17 protein-coding genes are annotated in these 16,778 nt (G+C 67.0%); 9 read left to right on the plus strand and 8 right to left on the minus strand.

Annotation, left to right across the window (positions count from 1 at the left end):
• The first annotated feature begins 83 nt into the window (after positions 1 to 83).
• The 3 genes from NVV90_RS01880 to NVV90_RS01890 all read left to right on the plus strand — a co-directional run bounded on the left by NVV90_RS01880 (position 84) and on the right by NVV90_RS01890 (position 1,781).
• Positions 84 to 647, plus strand: a complete 564-nt coding sequence (locus NVV90_RS01880) for a DUF6286 domain-containing protein (RefSeq protein ID WP_258441033.1) — start codon at positions 84 to 86, stop codon at positions 645 to 647.
• A complete protein-coding gene (locus NVV90_RS01885) occupies positions 644 to 1,255 on the plus strand; it encodes a hypothetical protein (protein ID WP_258439505.1) in 612 nt (203 codons plus the stop codon). Before NVV90_RS01880 ends, NVV90_RS01885 begins: the two co-directional genes overlap by 4 nt.
• A 181-nt stretch (positions 1,256 to 1,436) precedes the next feature.
• Complete coding sequence (locus NVV90_RS01890; RefSeq protein ID WP_258439506.1) at positions 1,437 to 1,781, plus strand: hypothetical protein; 345 nt, start codon at positions 1,437 to 1,439, stop codon at positions 1,779 to 1,781.
• 74 nt (positions 1,782 to 1,855) lie between these two features.
• On the opposite strand, the gene NVV90_RS01895 is transcribed toward NVV90_RS01890, so the two are convergent.
• The gene (locus tag NVV90_RS01895) at positions 1,856 to 3,616 is read right to left on the minus strand and encodes a glycoside hydrolase family 13 protein (protein WP_258439507.1); all 1,761 of its coding nucleotides are present in this window, start codon (positions 3,614 to 3,616) and stop codon (positions 1,856 to 1,858) included.
• A 274-nt stretch (positions 3,617 to 3,890) separates the two neighbouring features.
• Between NVV90_RS01895 and NVV90_RS01900 the strand changes: the two genes are divergently transcribed.
• The 4 genes from NVV90_RS01900 (at position 3,891) to NVV90_RS01915 (ending at position 8,455) form a co-directional block, all read left to right on the plus strand.
• Positions 3,891 to 5,231 carry an ABC transporter substrate-binding protein gene (locus tag NVV90_RS01900; RefSeq protein WP_258439508.1) on the plus strand — a complete coding sequence of 447 codons (1,341 nt, stop codon included), beginning with the start codon at positions 3,891 to 3,893 and terminating at the stop codon, positions 5,229 to 5,231.
• A gap of 96 nt (positions 5,232 to 5,327) precedes the next feature.
• Positions 5,328 to 6,293 carry a carbohydrate ABC transporter permease gene (locus NVV90_RS01905; RefSeq protein WP_258439509.1) on the plus strand — a complete coding sequence of 322 codons (966 nt, stop codon included), beginning with the start codon at positions 5,328 to 5,330 and terminating at the stop codon, positions 6,291 to 6,293.
• Positions 6,290 to 7,261, plus strand: a complete 972-nt coding sequence (locus NVV90_RS01910; protein ID WP_258439510.1) for a carbohydrate ABC transporter permease — start codon at positions 6,290 to 6,292, stop codon at positions 7,259 to 7,261. Before NVV90_RS01905 ends, NVV90_RS01910 begins: the two co-directional genes overlap by 4 nt.
• A gap of 123 nt (positions 7,262 to 7,384) precedes the next feature.
• The gene (locus tag NVV90_RS01915; protein WP_258441035.1) at positions 7,385 to 8,455 is read left to right on the plus strand and encodes a LacI family DNA-binding transcriptional regulator; all 1,071 of its coding nucleotides are present in this window, start codon (positions 7,385 to 7,387) and stop codon (positions 8,453 to 8,455) included.
• Positions 8,456 to 8,502: 47 nt separating this feature from the next.
• Here the strand turns inward: NVV90_RS01915 and NVV90_RS01920 are convergent, their stop codons facing one another.
• From NVV90_RS01920 to NVV90_RS01940, 5 genes are all read right to left on the minus strand, one after another.
• The gene (locus NVV90_RS01920; RefSeq protein WP_258439511.1) at positions 8,503 to 9,387 is read right to left on the minus strand and encodes a hypothetical protein; all 885 of its coding nucleotides are present in this window, start codon (positions 9,385 to 9,387) and stop codon (positions 8,503 to 8,505) included.
• A 19-nt stretch (positions 9,388 to 9,406) separates the two neighbouring features.
• Positions 9,407 to 10,213: an exodeoxyribonuclease III gene (locus tag NVV90_RS01925; protein ID WP_258439512.1), complete on the minus strand. Its 807-nt coding sequence runs from the start codon at positions 10,211 to 10,213 to the stop codon at positions 9,407 to 9,409.
• Between the two features lie 159 nt (positions 10,214 to 10,372).
• A complete protein-coding gene (locus NVV90_RS01930) occupies positions 10,373 to 10,939 on the minus strand; it encodes an HdeD family acid-resistance protein (RefSeq protein WP_258439513.1) in 567 nt (188 codons plus the stop codon).
• A 423-nt stretch (positions 10,940 to 11,362) separates the two neighbouring features.
• The gene (locus NVV90_RS01935; protein ID WP_258439514.1) at positions 11,363 to 11,989 is read right to left on the minus strand and encodes a response regulator transcription factor; all 627 of its coding nucleotides are present in this window, start codon (positions 11,987 to 11,989) and stop codon (positions 11,363 to 11,365) included.
• Positions 11,986 to 13,185, minus strand: a complete 1,200-nt coding sequence (locus NVV90_RS01940; RefSeq protein ID WP_258439515.1) for a sensor histidine kinase — start codon at positions 13,183 to 13,185, stop codon at positions 11,986 to 11,988. The genes NVV90_RS01935 and NVV90_RS01940 overlap by 4 nt, the downstream gene beginning before the upstream one ends.
• Positions 13,186 to 13,427: 242 nt before the next feature.
• Between NVV90_RS01940 and NVV90_RS01945 the strand changes: the two genes are divergently transcribed.
• Both NVV90_RS01945 and NVV90_RS01950 read left to right on the plus strand, forming a co-directional pair.
• Positions 13,428 to 14,009, plus strand: coding sequence for a heme-binding protein (locus NVV90_RS01945; RefSeq protein ID WP_258439516.1), 582 nt, complete (start codon positions 13,428 to 13,430; stop codon positions 14,007 to 14,009).
• 11 nt (positions 14,010 to 14,020) lie between these two features.
• Positions 14,021 to 14,731 carry an ankyrin repeat domain-containing protein gene (locus NVV90_RS01950; RefSeq protein ID WP_258439517.1) on the plus strand — a complete coding sequence of 237 codons (711 nt, stop codon included), beginning with the start codon at positions 14,021 to 14,023 and terminating at the stop codon, positions 14,729 to 14,731.
• Between the two features lie 143 nt (positions 14,732 to 14,874).
• Here the strand turns inward: NVV90_RS01950 and NVV90_RS01955 are convergent, their stop codons facing one another.
• Together NVV90_RS01955 and NVV90_RS01960 are read right to left on the minus strand one after the other, a co-directional pair.
• Positions 14,875 to 16,089, minus strand: coding sequence for an acetyl-CoA acetyltransferase (locus NVV90_RS01955; RefSeq protein WP_258439518.1), 1,215 nt, complete (start codon positions 16,087 to 16,089; stop codon positions 14,875 to 14,877).
• Positions 16,086 to 16,778 carry a CoA transferase subunit B gene (locus NVV90_RS01960; protein ID WP_258439519.1) on the minus strand — a complete coding sequence of 231 codons (693 nt, stop codon included), beginning with the start codon at positions 16,776 to 16,778 and terminating at the stop codon, positions 16,086 to 16,088. The genes NVV90_RS01955 and NVV90_RS01960 overlap by 4 nt, the downstream gene beginning before the upstream one ends.

Here is a 16,778-nt window from a genome sequence, read left to right on the forward strand (position 1 = left end):
GCAGCGGCACCGAATACGACGCCGGAACTGTGAACGCCACGGGCACCGCACACGGCGGGCCCGACGCCCCCGGCAGCCCCCACATGCGCCGCATCCTGCACCGGGAGAGCTTTTCCGCGCGCGCCGGGGCGGCCGGACTCGCGGCCGGGCTCGTGATCGTCCTGTGCGTCTACGCGCTCCTGGAATCAGCCGTCCGGGTGGTGGGCCAGCCGCCGTGGCTGATCGATCCCGGTACCGCCGCGGAACGCCTCATCGCCCTGCCCCAGGGCATCTCGCCGCTGCTGCTGGGCGCCAGCGGCGGCGTCATTGCCATGGTCGGTCTTTTCTTCCTCCTCAATGCGGTTCTGCCGGGCCGGCGCGCCCGGCACCTTCTGCAGGACCCGCGCGTCGCCGTCGTGGTGGATGACGAGGTCATTGCCTCAGCATTGGCCCGCCGCGCGCGGACGGCCGCCGGCGTCTCGCAGGAGCAGGTCATGGTGGTGGTTTCGAAGCGGCTGGTGGTGGTCAACGTCCGTCCCACCTCGGGCGTCCCCATAAGCGGGGACTCCATCAGCGCCGCGGTCCGGGAGGAACTGGAACAGATGTCGCCTTCGCCCATGCCGGAGGTCCGCGTCAATCTGGCCACCTCGGGGGTGATCGGCGCATGAACGGAACCCCGCGCGTCATCAACCGCATCCTGCTCTTCATTCTGGGCGTCAAGTTCCTGGCCATCGGCCTGCTGCTGGTGCTGCTGGCCACCGTGCCGGCCGTGGCCGACTGGTGGCATGGCTGGTCGGCCGGCGCCTGGGCCCGGGCCGAGGAAACCTTCAGGCAGACCCGGTTCCCCGGGCGCGAGGAAAGCTGGCTGTGGCTTGTGGCCGCGGCAGTCCTCGTGGCCCTCATCATCGCCATGGTGGCCTGGGTGTCACAGCAGGGCAAGGGTCGGGCAAACCAGCTGGTGTCCGGCGAGGACAACGGCGATGTGGACGGCGACGTCAGAATCGGCGGCGGAGTTGCCGAACAGGCGCTCAAGGCCGCCCTCGCGGAGCGTCCCGACCTCGCTTCGGCAACCGTCTCCACCTATGAGGTGGGCGGCCTGCCGGGCCTGCGCGTCCGGATCCAGCCGAGGCAGGGCGTGGCACCGCACGCGCTGGCCGAGGACGTGTCACGGCTGGTGGAAGCCCTGGACGCCGTGGTCGGCAAAAGGACCCCCGTCCTGGTGCACATCGCCGCCGGAGCCAGGGCCAGGTTCGCCCGGGCAGAGCGCGTCCGCTGAACTCCCGTGCCCTGACCGGCCCGTGTGTCCAATTGTTCCGGCCCCGCGTTTCGCCGTTGCGCTCACCAACGCATGGCCATAGTTTGAAGGCATAGGGGGACTGACTCCCTTTGCACAAGCGGTCTCCGGCCTGCACGGCTGCCGGGGACCCGACCGCCAGACGTATACAAAGGAGAGCACCATGAGTGAAGAAGTAAACGGAAGCGCAGCTGCAGAGGGCGTCGAAGGCGCTGCCGAGAACGCCACGGATGTTGCGGCTGACGCCGTGGAGAACGGCAAGGACGCAGCAGCCGACGCCGTGGAGAACGCCAAGGAGTTCGCCGGCGAGGCCGTCGACAACGTTAAGGAGTTCGCCGGCGAGGCCGTGGAGAATGTGAAGGAATTCGCTGGCGAAGCCGCGGAAAACGTCAAGGAGTTCTTCTCCGGTGACGTCGCGGAGAACGCCAAGGAACTGGCCGGAGACGTCGCGGAAAACGTCAAGGGCCTCGGCTCCAAGATCGCCGGTTTCTTCAAGGGCGAGAAGTAGCACCCAGCTTTCAACGGGATGGCAGGTCCCGGCCGCTGCGCCCAGGCGCGGCGCCGGAACCTGCCATTTTCGCGTTAAGCGGTGCCCGTCTCCGCCACCAGCCACACGGCGCGGTTGGGCTTGACGCGGCCGTGGCTGACGGCGGCGGCCTGGCTGCGCAGGAGCACGCGGTAGCCCTTGGGCAGCTCCACCGGGGCCTCGGACATGTTGGCGATCACCAGCACGCCGCTGTTCTCGAAGGCGAGAATGCCGGCCTTCGGCTTGTGGATCCGCGGCCACCGAAGTGTTCCGGTCCCCAGGGACCGAGCACGGCGCTCGGCGAGGAGCGCCCGGTACAGTTCCAACGTTGAGTGCTCGACGCCGGACTGCTGGTCCGCGGCGTAACGACCGTACTTGCTGGGCTGCGGCAGCCACGGCGCGGCGGGTGCGCCGCTGGCGGGTGCGCCGCCGTCGGGACCGCCGTCGTCGGGAATGGTGCTGAAGCCGAAGTTCGGCAAGTCCTTGGCCCACGGAAGGGGAATGCGGCAGCCGTCGCGGCCCGTCTCCTGGCCCTTGGTGCGGATGAACGAGGGGTCCTGCCGGAAGCGGGCGGCCAGGGTTGTGTGCTCGGGCAGGCCCAGTTCCTCGCCCTGGTAGATGTAGGCGGACCCTGGCAAGGCCATGGTGATCATGGTGGCCGCGCGGGCGCGGGCCAGGCCCAGGGCCTCGTTGGGCTGCTCGTCCTTGCTGGAGATGCCGTGCGGGTACGTGGTGGGATCGCTGAGCCCGAAGCGGGACGGGTGCCGGACGGAGTCGTGGTTGGAAAGCACCCAGGTGCAGGGGCGGTCCACCTCGGCCACGGCCTGGAGCGAGCTCTTGATGCTGCCGCCGAGCTTTTCCGCGTCCCAGCCGGAGCACATGTACCCGAAGTTGAAGGCCTGCTGCATTTCATCGTGGCGGATGTACCGTGCCAGACGGGATGCCGGTTCAACCCAGGCCTCTGCCACCAGGACGCGGTCGCCCTCGTATGTGGCCAGCAACTTGTTCCAGCTGCGGTAGATCTCGTGCACGCCGTCCTGGTCGAAGTACGGGGGAGGGGGCGGAACCTTGTCCTTGCCGCGCTTCTTCTTGGACCCCTCCACCATGGCCACCTGGGCCGACCAGTCCGGGAGCCCGGCCGCCTTGATCATTCCGTGCGCCACGTCCACGCGGAAACCGTCCACGCCGCGGTCCAGCCAGAAGCGGAGGACGTCCTCGAACTCGGTGCGGACCGCCGGGTTCTCCCAGTTGAGGTCCGGCTGGGCAGCAGCGAAGAGGTGCAGGTACCACTCGCCGGGCGTGCCGTCGGCCTCGGTGACACGGGTCCATGCGGGGCCTCCGAAGATCGAGTTCCAGTCGTTCGGTGGCACGGTTCCGTCGCCGGACCCAGGGACTGCGTCCTTGCCGGGCCGGAACATGTAGCGTTCCCGTGCCGCGGATCCCGGGGCTGCGGCGAGGGCCTCCTGGAACCATGCATGCTGGTCCGAGGTGTGGTTGGGCACCAGGTCGACGATGACTTTCAGGCCAAGCCCGTGCGCCCGGTCCCGGAGCACATCGAAGTCGGCCAGGGTGCCGAACAGCTCATCCACCTGCCGGTAATCGGAGACGTCGTAGCCGGCATCCGCCTGCGGCGAACTGTAGAACGGGGAGAGCCAGACGGCGTCGACCCCCAGCTCCTTCAGGTGCCCCAGGCGTGAGGTGATGCCGGGCAGATCGCCCATGCCGTCGCCGTTTCCATCGGCGAAGGAGCGCGGATACACCTGGTAGATGACGGCGTCGTGCCACCAGGGGAGCGGGGACTTTGTGGCTTCAGGCATGGGCTTCCTTTCGGCGGCAACGGCTTTGCCACCAGCCTAGTAGGGCGGGCCGGCAACAGCCCGCGACTGCTCCGTGGACGGTCCACGGAGCGGCCAGAGCGAGGCCGCAGCTTTGTTTCCGCACCGTTACGGGGCTGTTGGAGGACTGTTACGAAACCGTGTTCTTTGGTTTGTGTAAACGCTTGCATTCTTGTGTGGAACTTTACTAGTGTGAGCCTCACCACAACAACCGCACTGCGGCAAATTCTGGTTCACTCACCGAGGAGTTCCCAGCATGAAAACCCACAACTACCTGTCACCGCTCGCCGTCGTCGGGGCCCTGGCCCTCACGCTGACGGCCTGCGGCTCCACCGGCGGCGGTGGCACCTCCACCACCTCCGACGACTGTTCGGCGTACAGCAGCTACGGCAAGCACGACGGTAAGACGGTGTCGGTCTACTCGACCATCGTCGACACTGAGGCCACCAACCTCGAAGAATCCTGGGCGCAGTTCGAGAAGTGCACCGGCATCACCATCAAGTACGAGGGCAGCAAGGAATTCGAGACGCAGATCGGCGTGCGCTCCAAGGCCGGCAACGCCCCGGACGTCGCCATCTTCCCGCAGCCCGGACTCCTTGCGGATCAAGCGAAGACGGGCAACCTGAAGCCCGCGCCGAAGGCCGTTTCCGATCTGGTGGACAAGAACTGGTCCGCGGACTGGAAGAAGTACGGGACCGTGAACGGGACGTTCTACGCGTCCCCCATGCTCGCCAACGTCAAGGGATACATCTGGTACGTGCCCAAGACCTTCAAGGACAAGGGCTGGCAAGTTCCCAAGACCTGGGACGAGATGATGACGCTCACCAAGAAGATCGCCGACGACAAGGCCATGAAGCCTTGGTGCGCAGGCTTTGAATCCGGCGAGGCCACGGGCTGGCCGGGCACCGACTGGATCGAAGACGTCGTCCTCCGCGCTGAAGGGCCGGAGGTCTACGACCAATGGGTTACCCACGGGATCCCGTTCAATGACCCCAAGATCGTCAACGCCTTCAACACCACAGGCAAGGTCCTCCTGGACCCGAACTATGTCAACGGCGGTTTCGGTGACGTCCGCTCCATCCTGAGCACGGGCTTCGCCCAGGCAGGCCAGCCGGTTCTGGACGGACAGTGCGCCATGCACCACCAAGCCACCTTCCAGGCAGCCAACTGGCCGGCGGGTACCAAGGTGGCCCCTGACGGAGACGTGTGGGCTTTCATGGCTCCCCCCGTTGACGCCAGCAAGGGTGTTGCCATCACCGGTGGCGGCGAGATGATCGGCGCCTACAAGGACACCCCCGAGGTCCAGGCCTACCTGACCTTCATGGCCAGCGCGGACTTCGCCAACAACCGGGTCAAGCTCGGTGGTGCCATCAGCGCCAACAAGGGCCTGGACGCCAACAACGCTGGCTCGGAACTGGACAAACTCTCCATCCAGCTCCTGCAGGATCCCAAGACCGTCTTCCGCTTTGACGGTTCGGACCTGATGCCGGGCGCCGTGGGTTCCAACTCCTTCTGGAAGGGCATCGTCTCCTGGGTCAACGGCACGCCTGCCCAGCAGGTCGCCGACAGCATTGAAGCCAGCTGGCCCAAGAGCTGACGCCCAAGGCGCTGCTTTCCCGGCTGGATTCTCTGCCCGGGAAGGCAGCGCCTTTCCTTGAACTATGCACCCACGCACCCCCTTGGAGGTTGGGCTATGGATTTTATCGGAGGGAAACTCCTTCAAGTAGTGATCGCCGTCGCGGCGTTCGCTGCCGTTATCGGCATCATCATGCTGCTCGTGGACAGAGCGCCAAAGTCGATCAAAGACAAAGTGACCGTTGCAGGATTCCTGGCTCCGGCAGCCATCCTGATGCTGGTGGGGCTCGTCTACCCGGCCGTGCAGACGTCAATCTTTGCGTTCACGGACGCAAAGGGCCAGGGCAATGGGGTAGACAACTTCGTCTGGATGTTCACGCAGCCTGCGGCACTGGTCACCCTGCGGAACACCGTGATCTGGACGGTGCTGGTCCCGCTGCTCTCAACAAGCATTGGCCTGGCCTACGCCGTGTTCATCGACAAGGCACGTGGCGAGCGGGCACTCAAGGCGCTGGTCTTCATGCCCATGGCCATCTCCTTCGTGGGTGCCGGCATCATCTGGAAGCTGGTCTACGACTACCGTGGTCCCGGCATCGAACAGACCGGCGTGCTCAACTTCCTGCGGGTCGCGCTGGGCCTGGATCCCAAACAATTCCTGCTCGATGCCCCTGAAAACACGGTCTTCCTGATCATCGTCATGGTCTGGATCCAGACCGGTTTCGCCATGGTCATCCTGTCCGCAGCCATCAAGGGCGTCCCGGTCGAACTTGTCGAGGCGGCCCGCCTGGACGGGGCCAATCCCTGGCAGCAGTTCCGCAACGTCACCATTCCGGGAATCCGAGGATCCCTGGTGGTGGTGCTGACCACCATCACCATCGCCACGCTGAAGGTCTTTGACATCGTCCGGACCATGACAGCAGGAAACTACGACACGTCCGTGATCGCCAACGAGATGTACACGCAGGCTTTCCGGGCCGGTGAACCGGGCCGCGGTGCAGCCCTCGCCCTGGTGCTGTTCCTGCTGGTCCTGCCCATCGTGGTGTACAACGCACGAGTCCTTCGCAAGCAAAGGGAGATCCGATGACCGCCACGCCAGCACCGAAAGAGGCTGCCAAGGCCGCCGGCACCGCCCGCCGCGCCAGGACCTCCGACCCCGCCGAGGACGCCCAGCCGATCATGCGGCGGGTCAAGACCAAGCTCACCTCAAAGTGGGCAACGTCGGCCGCCATCCTGATCGCCGTCGTCTGGTCTGTCCCCACGTTCGGCCTCTTCGTGTCCTCCTTCCGGCCGGCCGCCAAGCAGATCGGCCCGCGTTCGGACGGCTGGTGGAATGCGTTCACGGACTGGGACTTCACCTTCAAGAACTATGTGGATGTGACGGTCAGCGCCGGGTCCCAGTCGCCCAACTTGTCGCAGTACTTCGTCAACTCCATCGCCATCGTCATTCCGGTCACCATTTTTGTACTGGTGCTGGCCTCGATGGCCGCCTACATCTTCGCGTGGGGCAAGTTCAGGGGCCGTGACGGGCTGTTCATTTTCGTCTTCGCCCTGCAGATCATTCCGCTCCAGATGTCGCTGATCCCGCTGCTCCAGCTTTTCACCCAGGTGCTGCACCTGCCGCCGGGATCCTATGCCCAGCTGTGGATCGCCCACACCATGTTCGGCCTGCCGCTTGGCATCTTCCTGCTGCACAACTTCATCTCCGAGATCCCGGGAGAAGTGATCGAGGCAGCCAGGGTTGACGGTGCCGGGCACAGCACGATCTTCTGGCGCATCATCCTGCCGTTGTCCGTGCCGGCTCTCGCGTCGCTGGCGATCTTCCAGTTCCTGTGGGTCTGGAACGACCTGCTGGTTGCACTGGTCTTCTCCGGCGGCACGGCCGACGTCGCCCCGATCACCCAGCGACTGGCGGAGATCTCGGGAACACGAGGCAGCAGGGACTACCTGAACCCTGCCGCGGCGTTCGTCTCGATCATCATTCCGCTGCTGGTGTTCTTCGGGCTGCAGCGCTACTTCGTCCGTGGCCTGCTGTCCGGCGGCCTCAAAGGCTGAGCGGCTCCGGTTGCCGGCTGCGTGGACACACTGCGCAGCCGGCCGCCGCGCGGAATAAACTGGCTTGTCGCCGCTGGGGAAGCAAGGCGGCGCATATCTGCATGCAGCCGACGAGAGGTCATGGTGTCACGAACAACGGGTAGGGCCCAGCGGGGCGGCCATACGGGCGTCAGCATTGAGGACGTTGCCGCGGCTGCCGGCGTGTCCACGGCCACGGTGTCGCGGGCGGTACGCGGGCTTCCCAGGGTTTCGCCGGCCACCCGGGAGAAGATCCTGGAGGTCGCCGCAGCCCTTGGCTACGTGGCCTCATCGTCCGCGTCCGGCCTGGCCACCGGCCGCACCCGGACCGTGGGGGTGCTTGCACCCTTCGTGAGCCGCTGGTTCTTCTCCAAGGCCATCGAGGGTGCCGACAGGGAACTGCACTCGCGCAATTACAACCTCTCCCTCTTCAACCTTGGCGGCCACGGCAGCAACCGTGAACGGCTCTTCAGCTCCACCATGGTCTACAAGCAGATCGATGCCCTTCTGGTCCTTTGCATGGCCCTGAGTGAGGAAGAACTGGAGCACCTGCACAAGATCGACATCCCCCTGGTGGTGGTCGGCGGCCATGTGGAGGACTGCCCCTACATCGGCATCAACGACTACGACGCCGCCTCCACCGCGGTCAGGCACCTGCTGGAGCTGGGGCACCGGGACATTGCGCTGCTGCACGGCGACGACGAAACCGACTTGAACTTCGACGTCCCCCGCGTCCGGATCCGGGCGTTCCAGGACGTCATGGCCGACGCAGGGCTGGAGGTCCGTCCCGAATGGGATGAGTGGGGCGACTTCACGGTAGCCAGCGGCCAGCAAGCGTTCACCCGGCTGTGGTCCCAGCCCGGCCGCAAACCGACCGCGATCTTCTGCTCCTCGGACGAGATGGCCATGGGTGTGATCTTCGAGGCAGGCCGCCACGGTGTGCGCATCCCCCAGGACCTGTCCGTCATCGGCATCGACGACCACGATTTCTCCGCAGCGCTCGGCCTCACCACCGTGGGCCAGCGCCCGGATGACCAGGCAGAGCTTGGCACCAGGATGCTCCTGGACGAGCTCGACGGCGTGGCCGGGGCAGTGCGCTCGGCCGTCGCCCCACATGAGCTGATCGTCAGGGAGACGACGGCCCCGCCCCGCGATTTGAGTTCTGCACGCGGCTGAGGCCGCAGCCTGGCCGCGGCCGCCGAGCGAGAGACGCGGCAAGCAGTTCAGGAGGCCCGGGCGAGCTGCCGGATCGGGATCCAGCGGGAGGCCAGGCGGCGGTAGGCCGCAGCAGCACCCGTCATGTCTCCCTCGGCCAGGCATTCGATGCCCAGCCGAACATCCATGGGGGACTCGTCCGGGTAGACCTTGTCCGCCACGGCACCGTAGTCCAGTTCCACCATGGACTGCACGTGGAACAGTTCCAGCCACTCGGTGAGCTGCGTGAGGTCATCGAGCATGTCCAGGTCCGGGGCTGCCAGCGCCAGGTGGGCCACCGCGTAGCGCGCCCGGTCCAGGGCGTCGGTGAGCGGGCACCATACCCGCACCGTCTGGATCCGTCCCTCCGACTCCACCACGTCCTTGCGGTCCGATTCCTGGAACAGAGAGAACCAGCTGAACGGGATGCCCCAGGTGGAGGCCCGCGTGTGGACGCGTTTGGCGTCGTCGCCGGCGTTGATCCGGTCGATCCGGGCCTGGTGCTTGTCGCGCTGTGATATCGGGATCAGCAGTTCGGCCAGCGGGCTGTGGACGCCGTCCATCAGCGCGTTGGCCGCCAAGCCGGCCCGGATCACGAGCTGGCTGGGGCAGTAAAGCAGCCGCCCGGCGTCGGGGTCGTCCGCGTCCTGCTTGGCGTGCCGGCCCTGCGGAACCTTGGTCATGCGGACCAGGTCCGTGCGGCCTGTGGGGAACGGGTCCCCGCCGGGCCGGGTGATCCGGCCGAGGGAGGCCTGGAGTTCGGCATTCTCGACGTCCGCCCGGGAACCGGTGCGGCGGCCGTCGGCCAGCAGTTGGCGCTGCTGCTCCTCGGGGAAGGCCTCGATCGGTTCGTAGATGCGCAGCGAGGAGGAGAAGGGCAGCCCAGCCTGACCTCTGTACAGGTTTCCAGTCATCGCAGGCCCGCCCTTCCCATCACTCAGCCAATTCCACGATCACGGGCGCATGGTCCGAGGCGCCCTTGCCCTTGCGTTCCTCGCGGTCGATCGAAGCACCCGTGACGCGGGCAGCCAAAGCGGGCGAGGCCATGACGAAGTCGATCCGCATGCCTTCCTTCTTGGGGAAGCGCAGCTGCGTGTAGTCCCAGTAGGTGTACACGCCCGGACCCGGCGTGTGGGGGCGTACGACATCGGCGAAACCCGCCGATTCGAACGCCTGGAACGCGGCGCGCTCGGGTTCGCTGACGTGGGTGAGGGCGTTGGCCTGGAAGTATTCGATGTCCCAGACGTCCTCGTCCAACGGGGCGATGTTCCAGTCGCCCATGAGCGCGATCTGGGCCTCAGGATTCCCGGAAACCCAGCCGGCGGCGTGGCCCTGGAGGACATCCAGCCACTTCAGCTTGTAGGGCATGTGCTCGTCATCCAGGGAGCGGCCGTTGGGCACGTAAAGGCTCCAGATGCGCACGCCCCCGCACGTGGCGGCAATGGCGCGGGCCTCCTGGACGGGATCCTTGCCGTCCTTGCCGAAGGCGGGCTGGTCCAGGAAGGTGCGTTCGACGTCGTCGAGCCCTACACGGGAGGCGATCGCCACACCGTTCCACTGGCTCAGGCCGAAGTGGGCCACCTCGTAGCCCATGCGTTCGAAGAGTTCCCAGGGGAAGTTGTCGTCCTTGCACTTGGTCTCCTGGATGGCCAGGACATCGCAGTCACTGCGCTGCAGCCAGGCCTCCACGCGGTCGGCGCGGGCGCGGAGCGAATTCACATTCCAGGTAGCAATCTTCACATGACTAACTTACCCAACTTGGCGGCCGGGGGATGCTGCTGTGCGCCCCGAATCGGGGCGCTTTGGCGCGGACACGCCGTCGGGAAGGCGGTTTGTGGCACCTGCCGCAATCAAAGACGCCCACGACGGCGGGGGGCCGGGGGAAGCGGCGGGCAGGCGTCAGCGGGCAAGCATCATGGTCGAAGTGGCGCGCCTGCGGAACTTCACACCGGAAACGATCAACAGCAAACCCTCGACCACGGTGAACGTCGCCAGCAGCCAGGCCAGGCTGACGATTCCGGCGCCGGGATTGAGCACCAACATGAAGCCAAGTGCTGCCATGGCCAGCCCTGTCAGCAAACGGATTCCCCAAGCCGCGGTTTCGGCGCGGGCTTCCAAGGCCTGCATGATCTGCGAGATCCCCAGAGCCAAGGCCCAGATGCCGATGAGGAGGCTCAGCGCGGTGGCCGTGATGCCCGGCCACGAAACCGCCACGAGGCCGGCCGCGACCGAGATGAAGCCCCCCGCCATGCTCCAACGGGAGTGGCGCGCAGGATCGTAGAAGTAGTGGGCCAAGTTGGCGAGTCCATCGGTGATGGCGTAGATGCCGAACACGTAGACGAGGCCAAAAACCGTGGCAACCGGCAAGGAGGCAACCAGCAAGCCAAGGGCAATGGCGAGGGTTCCCCGGAAGAGCAGCGCCGTCCCGGAATGCTTAAACAGCTTGCGTCCTGTTGTGTCGGACATAGGGCCAGTTTATGGGAAAGGGGTCCGGTGCAACAGGAGTCAGCGCATTCCCTCGCGGCGGATGGGGCGTGCGCCGCTCGGACTCTCAAGCGCCCATTGCAAGTTCCTCGCTATCTTGCGCCCCGCCCCGCCCTTGTTGAGCGTCAGGACCGGGAGAATCGCAGAAAGTAGGGTCAGGGTGTCCAAGTCTTTCAGGGAGGTGTCGTTGCGTCGGAGTTCCCGGGTGACGTGCTGGAGGACCTCGACAGCGGACTCTGGGCGGCCAGTACTTTTGCTGTGCCTCGACGGCCCCTACCAAAGCGAGAAGCCAGGCCGTCCGGATCACACCCAACTCGGGGCACTTTGACACGGACACGCCGTCGAGTTGGGCACATCGTGGGGCCCTTGCGTTCCAAAGCGCCCCACGACGGCGGCGTGCCGGGCCTAGCGCATTCCCTCGCGGCGGATGGCGGTGGCAATCGCGGCCGCCCGGGTCTCGACGCCGAGCTTGGCGTAGATGTGCGCCAGGTGCGTCTTGACCGTCGCCTCGGAGATGAACAGCTGCTTGCCGAGCTCGCGGTTGCTCAGGCCCTGGGTGAGCAGGCTGAGGAGTTCGGCCTCGCGCGGGGTGAGGACCTCGTCCGGGTTGCGCAGCTGTTGGAACAGCCGGCTGGCCACGGGGGCGCTCATGACGCTCTTGCCCTGGACGGCCCCGCGGACCGCCGCGAAGATCTCCTCCGGTGCCGCGTCCTTGAGGAGGTAGCCCATGGCCCCGGCGTCGACGGCCCGCACAATGTCGGCGTCGGAATCGTAGGTGGTGAAGACGATCACCGCCTGCCGGCCATTGCGCTGCCGGAGACGTTTGATGGCCTCGATGCCGTCCATGCCGGGGCCCATGGCCAGATCCATCAGCACCACGTCGGGGGTGAGTTCTTCCGCTACCGCCAGTGCGTCCCCGCCGGAGGCCGCTTCGCCCACGACGACGATGTCCGGCTGGGTGCCCAGCAGCGCCTTGAGTCCGCTCCTGACCACGGTGTGGTCGTCGACGAGGAGGACGGAGATGGGGGTCATGGGGTCTCCTGAGCGTTGGCTTCGGGGTGGTCCGCCAGCGACACGGGCAGTGGCGGGGACGGTGGCAGGGGCAGCTGCGCGGCGATGATGGTGCCTTCGCCGGGCGAACTTTCCACCGAAAACACCCCGCCCAGCTGTTCGACGCGCTGCCGCATCGCCCGCAGCCCGTACCCGCCCCGTTCGGAGGGGGCTGGCACCGCTGCGGGATCAAAGCCGCGGCCGTCGTCGAACACGTCCAGGGTCACGGCGTCGGGCAGGTACCCGAGCGTGAGGCTCGCGCGCGTGGTCCCGGCGTGGAGCTTGATGTTCGCCGCCGCGCTTTGGGTCACGCGCAGCAGGGCATGGCGGACCTCGCCGGGCACGGGGCGGGGCTCGCCCGTGATCTGCAGCCGGACGCCGTCGAGGTACTGCTGGGCGGCCTGTTCCAGGGCCTCTGGCAGGGGACCTGTTTCCAGGCCGGGGGCGGAGAGCTCGTGGACCAGGCTGCGGGTATCGGCCAGGTTTTGGCGCAGCAGGATGCCGGCCTTGCGGACCTCGTCCTGGGCCCCGGCATCGGGCCAGGAACGCTGCGCGGCCTCGAGCAGGAGCAGGCTGCTGGCCAGGCCCTGGGTTACGGTGTCGTGGATTTCCCGGGATACGCGCTCGCGTTCGGCGGCCACCCCGGCGGCCCGTTCGCTCGCCGCGAGCCGGTCCTGGGCCTCCGTGACCTCGTCCACCAGCCGGCGCTGCAGGGCGGCGTCGCGCTCGATCTTGTCGTAGATCAGGGTCAGCAGCGCGCCGGCGGCGAGCGGTCCCAGCAGCATGGCGACGTCGCTGCCGCCGCTCATTCGGAAGAGCCCGACGGCGGTGGCGGCCGCCGTTGCGCCCCCCGCAACGTAAGCGGCCCAGCCGCGGAACGCCGTGCGGGAGAGGAAGAAGAGCGCGAAGGAGCACCAGGCGAAACTCGGGGCGGCGATGACCAGCGCGGACCAGGCGGCCACCAGCGCGAACATCCATGGGATCCAGGGCTGGCGGTGCTGCGCCAGGACGGCTGTCACAGCATAGAGTACGCAGACCATAGCTGCCAGGACCACTGTCCAGAGATTGTCCGCCGGCGAATGCCGCATAACGTACCGGACCCCGGACGCCACCATCAGCACGGCGAAGCTCATGTGGACCACGGCGTCGATCCGGCCACCGATCCTGTTCTCTGTCATGGGTTCCTGTCCGCGTGAAGGGCGCTATCCACCATGCTAATTCCCTTGCTATTGCCGGTCTCTCAACCTTTCGGCTGATATGGGGGGCGGAAGGGATGAGAGGGAGAGGGCCGGCCGAGCGATGTGTTCCGCAGCGGCCCGGGCCAAGCTTGAAGAGCGAGCCGGTAAGGTTGCCGGCACGCCACAGACCTTGAACCAAATCAGACCTTGAAGCAATCAAGTCTCGAACAACGGGAGAAGCCATGAAGAAGTCCACCATGATGTTCACCAGCGCAGCCGTCAGCGCCTTGGTCCTTACCGGCGGTATCACCGCTGTTGCCAACGCCGTTTCCGTGCCGCAGCAGGCCACAGTCTCGCAGGCTCCCGCAGCCGTTCCCGCCGTCGACGTCCCCGCCGGTGAGGGCACCACCGTGGCTCAGAACCGCGTCTCCGCCACCGCCTCCGCGAAGGCTGTCCAGGCTGCCCTGGCCAAGTGCGCGGCCGACAAGCTGCCGTTCGTCACCGTCTCCGTGGTTGACCGCTTCGGCACCGTCCAGGCCGTGCTGCGTGGCGACAACGCCGCCGAGCACACCATCGAGGCCTCCAAGCAGAAGGCATACACCGCAGCTGCCTTCGGCGCCCCCACCAGCGAGCTCAACGGCCGGATCAGCGGCAACGGCAAGCCTTCCATCGCCGATCTTCCCGGCACCCTGTTCCTCGCCGGCGGCGTCCCGCTGAAGGTCAACGGCGTCTCCGTGGCCGGCATCGGCGTAGGCGGCGCACCTGACGGCGCCCTGGACGAAGCCTGCGCCACGGCTGGCGCCGAGGCCATCCTGGTCAAGTAGGCTTCCAGCCAATGCGAACGTTCAGGAAAGTAGTCCGGCGCCGTACCCTGGTCATCCTGGCCGGGGCCGCGGCCGCCGGGCTGCTTGCCGCGTGCGGCTCCGCACCGTCCGCGCCCCAGCCGGCCGCTACTTCGGCAAACACGACGCCGGTGCCCGCCGCCGCGGACACCGCACCGCCGTCGTCGGCTGCGTCGGCCGCTTCGGCACCGCCCGCCCTCACTCCGGAGGCACAGATGGAAACCGACCGACTGCTCATCCTCGCCGCCAAGGCCAACGATCCGGCCCGGGTCAAGGAACTCATCGCGGCCGGCGGCAACGTCAACGCGAAGGACGCCATCCAGGACTCCGCGTTCCTGTACGCGGGGGCCGAGGGCTTCAACGAGGTGCTGCAGCTGACGCTGGCCGCGGGGGCGGATGTCCGCAGCATCAACCGCTACGGGGGCACCGCGCTGATCCCCGCGAGCGAACACGGCCACGTGGACACCGTGCGGATCCTGATCGTTGCAGGCGTGCCCGTGGACCACGTGAACAACCTGGGCTGGACCGCCATGCAGGAGGCCATCCTGCTCAACAACGGCGGGCCCAGGCAGCAGGACGTGGTCCGGCAGCTCCTGGACGCCGGCGCCGACCCGGACATCCGCGACCCCCAGGGCCGCACCGCCCTGCAGAATGCGGAGCGGCTCGGGTTCGCGGAGATCGCGGCGATGATCCGGGGCCGCTGACCGGCCTGCGCTGCCGGCCCGGCCGTCCCGGGGCACATTGGCGCGGACACGCCGTGGAATTGGGCCTGTTCCTGCAGAACCAGCCTCAAAGCAGCCCACGACGGCGGCGCTCGCCCCAACTGCGCTGGTCAGGCCGGCCGGCCCTACACGGCCTCCAGCACGCTCACGTAGTTGGCGATGCCCACGCCGCCCATGTTCTGGACCGCGCCGCGCCGCGCATTGGGCAGCTGCATGGCGCCCGCCGTGCCGCTGAGCTGCATGGCTGCGATGACGTGCTGCGACACGCCGGTGGCGCCCACGGGGTGGCCTTTTGCCTTCAGCCCGCCGGAGACGTTGATGGGCAGCTTGCCGTCCTTGTAGACCCAGCCTTCCTGGATGGCGCGCCAGCCCTCGCCGCGCGGTGTCAGCCCCATGGCCTCGTACATGAGCAGTTCGGCGATGGTGAAGCAGTCGTGCACCTCGGCGAAGTCCAGGCCCTCAATCCCGACGCCGGCCATCCCCAGCGCCCGCTCCCAGGACACCCGGGTGGCGGCGAACTCGGTGGGGTCGCGCTTCTCCGCGGGGAAGAAGTCGTTCGCGTGCCCGAAACCGGCCAGGCGCACCGGTGCGGTTGCGCCGCCGCTCGCCGACGTTGAAATCACGACGGCGGCGGCACCGTCGGACACTGGCGAACAGTCCGTGCGGCGCAAGGGTTCGGCAACCATGGGGTTCTTCTCGGAGATGGTCCGGCAGAACTCCTCGCCGAAGTCCCGGTGCATCTGCGCATAGGGGTTGTCCATGCCGTTGTGGTGGTTCTTGGCGGCGATGGAACCGAGGATGTCGCCCAGGCCGCCGGCAAAACCGGAACCGGCGATGACAGCCCCGTAGCGCTTCTCGTAGTGTTTGGCGACCTCCGCGAACAGGCCCGTGAATCCAGTGGAGGACGCCTTGCCTGCCATCTCGTACGAAGCACCAAGCAGGCCGGCCCCCACCACGTCGGCCCCGGCGTCGGTCATCTTCTCGGCGCCGATCACCAGCACGCTGCGGGCGGTCCCGGCCAGTACGGCTTTGACGCCCTGCTGGAAGGCTGCAGAACCGGAAGCACAGGCATTTTCGGCACGCGTGGCGGGCACGTTGGCCAGATCCTCGGACAGCTGCAGCGCGAGCGAGGACGTGAAGCCCAGCGGCTGCATGCCCGAGTTGAACTGGCCGAGGTAGATCTCGTCGATGTCCTTGGGCTCCAGGCCGGAGTTCCGGATGGCCTCGCCGGCAACCTGCACGATCAGCGATTCGAGGGTGTCGTCCGTCAGCTTCCCGAACTTGCTGTGGCCCCATCCCGTAAGCAGGATGTCCTTGCCGAATTGGTCCTGCAGGCTCATGCGTTTACTCCTTCAAAAGTGTGGGACTCGAGTGCGACGGAAAACTCCGCCTCCGTCTTGCTGCGGATCTCCTCCACGGTGACGCCCGGGGCGAGGCGGGTCAGCAGCAGCTGCCGCCCGCCGCCGTCGGCGTTTGTCTCGTCCGGCACGATGTCGAAGACCGCGAGGTCACTGATGATGCGGTCCACGCAGCCCAGGCCGGTCGGGGGCAGCGTGCATTCTGTGACGATCTTGGCGGTGCCGTCCTTGGCGTTGTGTTCGGTAAGGACCACCACGCGCGGCGTCCCGGCCACCAGATCCATTGCACCACCCATGCCTTTGACCATCTTGCCGGGGATGGTCCAGTTGGCCAGGTCGCCGCTGCCGGACACCTGCATGGCGCCCAGGATGGCCACTTTCACGTGCCCGCCGCGGATCATGCCGAACGAGGTGGCGGAGTCGAAAATGCTGCCGCCCGGGGTGATGGTGACGGTCTGCTTGCCGGCGTTGATGAGGTCGGCGTCTTCCTCGCCCTCGTAGGGGAACGGGCCCATGCCGAGCAGGCCGTTTTCGCTCTGGAGGACCACCCGTACGCCGCGTGGGAGGTTGTTGGCCACCAGCGTGGGGATGCCGATGCCGAGGTTGACGTAGTCGCCGTCGTTCAGTTCTTCAGCCGCGATGGCGGCCATTTCGTCTCGTGTCCATGCCAT

Source organism: Arthrobacter sp. CJ23, from assembly GCF_024741795.1.
Lineage (GTDB): Bacteria > Actinomycetota > Actinomycetes > Actinomycetales > Micrococcaceae > Arthrobacter.

Excerpts from the sequence above, each read along its gene's own strand:
- NVV90_RS01880 (WP_258441033.1), top strand. The coding sequence starts at position 84 with ATGCGCCGCATCCTGCACCGGGAGAGCTTTTCCGCGCGCGCCGGGGCG.
- NVV90_RS01885 (WP_258439505.1), top strand. The coding sequence starts at position 644 with ATGAACGGAACCCCGCGCGTCATCAACCGCATCCTGCTCTTCATTCTG.
- NVV90_RS01890 (WP_258439506.1), top strand. The coding sequence starts at position 1,437 with ATGAGTGAAGAAGTAAACGGAAGCGCAGCTGCAGAGGGCGTCGAAGGC.
- NVV90_RS01895 (WP_258439507.1), bottom strand. The coding sequence starts at position 3,616 with ATGCCTGAAGCCACAAAGTCCCCGCTCCCCTGGTGGCACGACGCCGTC.
- NVV90_RS01900 (WP_258439508.1), top strand. The coding sequence starts at position 3,891 with ATGAAAACCCACAACTACCTGTCACCGCTCGCCGTCGTCGGGGCCCTG.
- NVV90_RS01905 (WP_258439509.1), top strand. The coding sequence starts at position 5,328 with ATGGATTTTATCGGAGGGAAACTCCTTCAAGTAGTGATCGCCGTCGCG.
- NVV90_RS01910 (WP_258439510.1), top strand. The coding sequence starts at position 6,290 with ATGACCGCCACGCCAGCACCGAAAGAGGCTGCCAAGGCCGCCGGCACC.
- NVV90_RS01920 (WP_258439511.1), bottom strand. The coding sequence starts at position 9,387 with ATGACTGGAAACCTGTACAGAGGTCAGGCTGGGCTGCCCTTCTCCTCC.
- NVV90_RS01930 (WP_258439513.1), bottom strand. The coding sequence starts at position 10,939 with ATGTCCGACACAACAGGACGCAAGCTGTTTAAGCATTCCGGGACGGCG.
- NVV90_RS01935 (WP_258439514.1), bottom strand. The coding sequence starts at position 11,989 with ATGACCCCCATCTCCGTCCTCCTCGTCGACGACCACACCGTGGTCAGG.
- NVV90_RS01940 (WP_258439515.1), bottom strand. The coding sequence starts at position 13,185 with ATGACAGAGAACAGGATCGGTGGCCGGATCGACGCCGTGGTCCACATG.
- NVV90_RS01945 (WP_258439516.1), top strand. The coding sequence starts at position 13,428 with ATGAAGAAGTCCACCATGATGTTCACCAGCGCAGCCGTCAGCGCCTTG.
- NVV90_RS01950 (WP_258439517.1), top strand. The coding sequence starts at position 14,021 with ATGCGAACGTTCAGGAAAGTAGTCCGGCGCCGTACCCTGGTCATCCTG.
- NVV90_RS01955 (WP_258439518.1), bottom strand. The coding sequence starts at position 16,089 with ATGAGCCTGCAGGACCAATTCGGCAAGGACATCCTGCTTACGGGATGG.
- NVV90_RS01960 (WP_258439519.1), bottom strand. The coding sequence starts at position 16,778 with ATGGCATGGACACGAGACGAAATGGCCGCCATCGCGGCTGAAGAACTG.